Source organism: Streptomyces sp. NPDC054841, assembly GCF_053611045.1.
On sequence record NZ_JBSGZO010000716.1, the window covers coordinates 1 to 3,169 of the forward strand.

At 69.8% G+C, this 3,169-nt stretch carries 4 protein-coding genes; all 4 read left to right on the forward strand.

Translation table 11 applies throughout. The features are described from left to right. Nucleotides 1-140 precede the first annotated feature (140 nt). The 4 genes from ACWGI8_RS42180 to ACWGI8_RS42195 all read left to right on the forward strand — a co-directional run bounded on the left by ACWGI8_RS42180 (nucleotide 141) and on the right by ACWGI8_RS42195 (nucleotide 3,111). Complete coding sequence (locus ACWGI8_RS42180; RefSeq protein ID WP_453668759.1) at nucleotides 141-686, forward strand: hypothetical protein; 546 nt, start codon at nucleotides 141-143, stop codon at nucleotides 684-686. A gap of 98 nt (nucleotides 687-784) precedes the next feature. After that, nucleotides 785-1,696, forward strand: coding sequence for a pyridoxal 5'-phosphate synthase lyase subunit PdxS (pdxS, locus tag ACWGI8_RS42185; RefSeq protein WP_453668760.1), 912 nt, complete (start codon nucleotides 785-787; stop codon nucleotides 1,694-1,696). Next, nucleotides 1,696-2,295 (forward strand): pyridoxal 5'-phosphate synthase glutaminase subunit PdxT, encoded by a 600-nt coding sequence (gene pdxT, locus ACWGI8_RS42190; RefSeq protein ID WP_453668761.1) that lies wholly within the window; start codon nucleotides 1,696-1,698, stop codon nucleotides 2,293-2,295. Before pdxS ends, pdxT begins: the two co-directional genes overlap by 1 nt. A 63-nt stretch (nucleotides 2,296-2,358) precedes the next feature. Further along, the gene (locus ACWGI8_RS42195; RefSeq protein ID WP_453668762.1) at nucleotides 2,359-3,111 is read left to right on the forward strand and encodes a YebC/PmpR family DNA-binding transcriptional regulator; all 753 of its coding nucleotides are present in this window, start codon (nucleotides 2,359-2,361) and stop codon (nucleotides 3,109-3,111) included. Nucleotides 3,112-3,169 lie beyond the last annotated feature (58 nt).

Sequence of the window (3,169 nt, forward strand, 5' to 3'; positions counted from 1 at the left end):
CCCTTCCGCCCCCCCCCCCCAGTTTCGGGAAGGGGCGGGGTGGGGGAAACACACCCTTCCGGCTCGGCCCGCAGAGCCTTGACCGCACGGGGCCGGGGGCGCAGACCCCGGAGGTCGAGGCACCGGTAGCCTTGCCGCCCGTGACCGCAACCTTGATCTGGACACTCGTCGGGCTCATCGCCATCGGGCTGTACCTCAGCTGGACCGCAGGACGGCTCGACCGGCTGCACTCGCGGATCGACGCCGCCCGCGCCGCGCTGGACGCCCAGCTCGTGCGGAGGGCGTCGGTCACGCAGGAGCTCGCGACGTCCGGCGTGCTGGATCCGGCCGCGTCGATCGTCCTGTACGAGGCCGCGCACGCGGCCCGCCAGGCCGAGGAGGAGCAGCGCGAGGTCGCCGAGAGCGAGCTGAGCCAGGCACTGAGGGCGGTCTTCGCGGAGCAGGCACAGGTGGACGCGGTCCGGGAGGCCCCAGGAGGCGAGGACGCCGCCGGGGAGCTGGCCGCGGCGGTGCGGCGCGTACCCATGGCGCGGCGGTTCCACAACGACGCCGTACGCGCCGCGAGGGCGCTGCGGCGGCACCGTAAGGTGCGGTGGTTCCGGCTCGCCGGACACGCCCCCTTCCCCCTCGCGTTCGAGATGGACGACGAGCCCCCCGCGGCGCTCGCGGACCGTCCGGGATCCTGAAAACGAGCCACGGGCTCCCCATTGGCCCTTGCGGTGGACTGGTTGCGGAGGGTTTTCTCTCGGTGCACCAACCCGTCACATCCGAGTGAGGTCGATCCGTGAGCACGCTTCCCACCCCCCCGCAGGCCCCCGAGACCGGCACCGCGCGCGTCAAGCGCGGCATGGCCGAGCAGCTCAAGGGCGGCGTGATCATGGACGTGGTCAACGCCGAGCAGGCGAAGATCGCCGAGGACGCGGGCGCCGTCGCCGTCATGGCCCTGGAGCGGGTCCCGGCCGACATCCGCAAGGACGGCGGCGTGGCCCGGATGTCCGACCCGAACATGATCGAGGAGATCATCGAGGCGGTCTCCATCCCGGTCATGGCCAAGTCCCGGATCGGCCACTTCGTCGAGGCCCAGGTCCTGCAGTCCCTCGGTGTCGACTACATCGACGAGTCCGAGGTGCTGACCCCGGCCGACGAGGTCAACCACTCCGACAAGTGGGCGTTCACGACCCCGTTCGTGTGCGGCGCCACCAACCTGGGCGAGGCCCTGCGCCGGATCGCCGAGGGCGCGGCCATGATCCGCTCGAAGGGCGAGGCCGGCACCGGCAACGTCGTCGAGGCCGTCCGTCACCTCCGCCAGATCAAGAACGAGATCGCCAAGCTGCGCGGCTTCGACAACAACGAGCTGTACGCCGCCGCCAAGGAGCTGCGCGCCCCGTACGAGCTCGTCGCCGAGGTGGCCCAGCTCGGCAAGCTGCCGGTCGTGCTGTTCTCCGCCGGTGGTGTCGCCACCCCGGCCGACGCCGCTCTGATGCGCCAGCTCGGTGCCGAGGGCGTCTTCGTCGGCTCCGGCATCTTCAAGTCCGGCGACCCGGCCAAGCGCGCCGCCGCCATCGTGAAGGCCACCACCTTCTACGACGACCCGAAGATCATCGCGGACGCCTCCCGCAACCTGGGCGAGGCCATGGTCGGCATCAACTGCGACACCCTGCCCGAGGCCGAGCGCTACGCGAACCGGGGCTGGTAATGACCACTCCCGGCACCCCTGTCATCGGGGTTCTGGCTCTGCAGGGCGACGTACGGGAGCACCTGATCGCCCTGGCCGCGGCCGATGCCGTGGCCAGGCCGGTCCGGCGCCCCGACGAGCTCGCCGAGGTCGACGGCCTCGTCATACCGGGCGGCGAGTCCACCACCATCTCCAAGCTGGCCCATCTCTTCGGCATGATGGAGCCGCTGCGTGAGCGGGTGCGCGCCGGAATGCCGGTGTACGGCACCTGCGCCGGCCTGATCATGCTCGCCGAGAAGATCCTCGACCCGCGCTCGGGCCAGGAGACGATCGGCGGCATCGACATGATCGTGCGCCGCAACGCCTTCGGCCGGCAGAACGAGTCGTTCGAGGCAGCCGTGGCGGTCAAGGGCATCGACGGCGACCCCGTCGAGGGCGTCTTCATCCGGGCCCCGTGGGTCGAGTCCGTGGGCGCCACGGCCGAGGTGCTCGCCGAGCACGGCGGTCACATCGTCGCCGTACGGCAGGGCAACGCGGTGGCCACCTCGTTCCACCCGGAACTGACCGGGGACCACCGTGTGCACGCCCTGTTCGTGGACATGGTGCGCGCCGCGCACTGACCAGGTCCCGGTAGGATCACAGGCGAACGCAGCAGAGATTGGTTACGCGAAGGAGACAGGCAGATGTCCGGCCACTCTAAATGGGCCACGACGAAGCACAAGAAGGCCGTGATCGACGCCAAGCGCGGCAAGCTCTTCGCGAAGCTGATCAAGAACATCGAGGTTGCGGCCCGTACGGGCGGCGCCGACGTCGACGGCAACCCGACCCTCTTCGACGCCATCCAGAAGGCGAAGAAGAGCTCGGTTCCGAACAAGAACATCGACTCCGCGGTCAAGCGCGGCGGTGGCCTTGAGGCGGGCGGCGCCGACTACGAGACGATCATGTACGAGGGTTACGGCCCGAACGGTGTCGCGGTGCTCATCGAGTGCCTCACCGACAACCGCAACCGCGCCGCCTCCGACGTCCGTGTCGCCATGACCCGCAACGGCGGCTCCATGGCCGACCCCGGCTCGGTGTCGTATCTCTTCAACCGCAAGGGCGTTGTCGTTCTGCCGAAGGCAGAGCTGTCCGAGGACGACGTGCTCGGCGCGGTCCTGGACGCGGGCGCCGAGGAGGTCAACGACCTCGGCGAGAACTTCGAGGTCATCAGCGAGGCCACCGACCTCGTCGCGGTCCGCACCGCGCTGCAGGAGGCCGGCATCGACTACGACTCGGCCGAGGCCAACTTCGTCCCGACCATGCAGGTCGAGCTGGACGAGGAGGGTGCGCGCAAGATCTTCAAGCTGATCGACGCGCTGGAGGACAGCGACGACGTGCAGAACGTCTTCGCCAACTTCGATGTCTCGGACGACGTCATGGAGAAGGTCGACGCCTGATCCGGCTGCCGGACCGGCCGCTCAACGGGCTTCGTACGACGGGCCGACGGGGACACAC

Excerpts from the sequence above, each read along its gene's own strand:
- pdxT (WP_453668761.1), top strand. The coding sequence starts at position 1,696 with ATGACCACTCCCGGCACCCCTGTCATCGGGGTTCTGGCTCTGCAGGGC.
- ACWGI8_RS42195 (WP_453668762.1), top strand. The coding sequence starts at position 2,359 with ATGTCCGGCCACTCTAAATGGGCCACGACGAAGCACAAGAAGGCCGTG.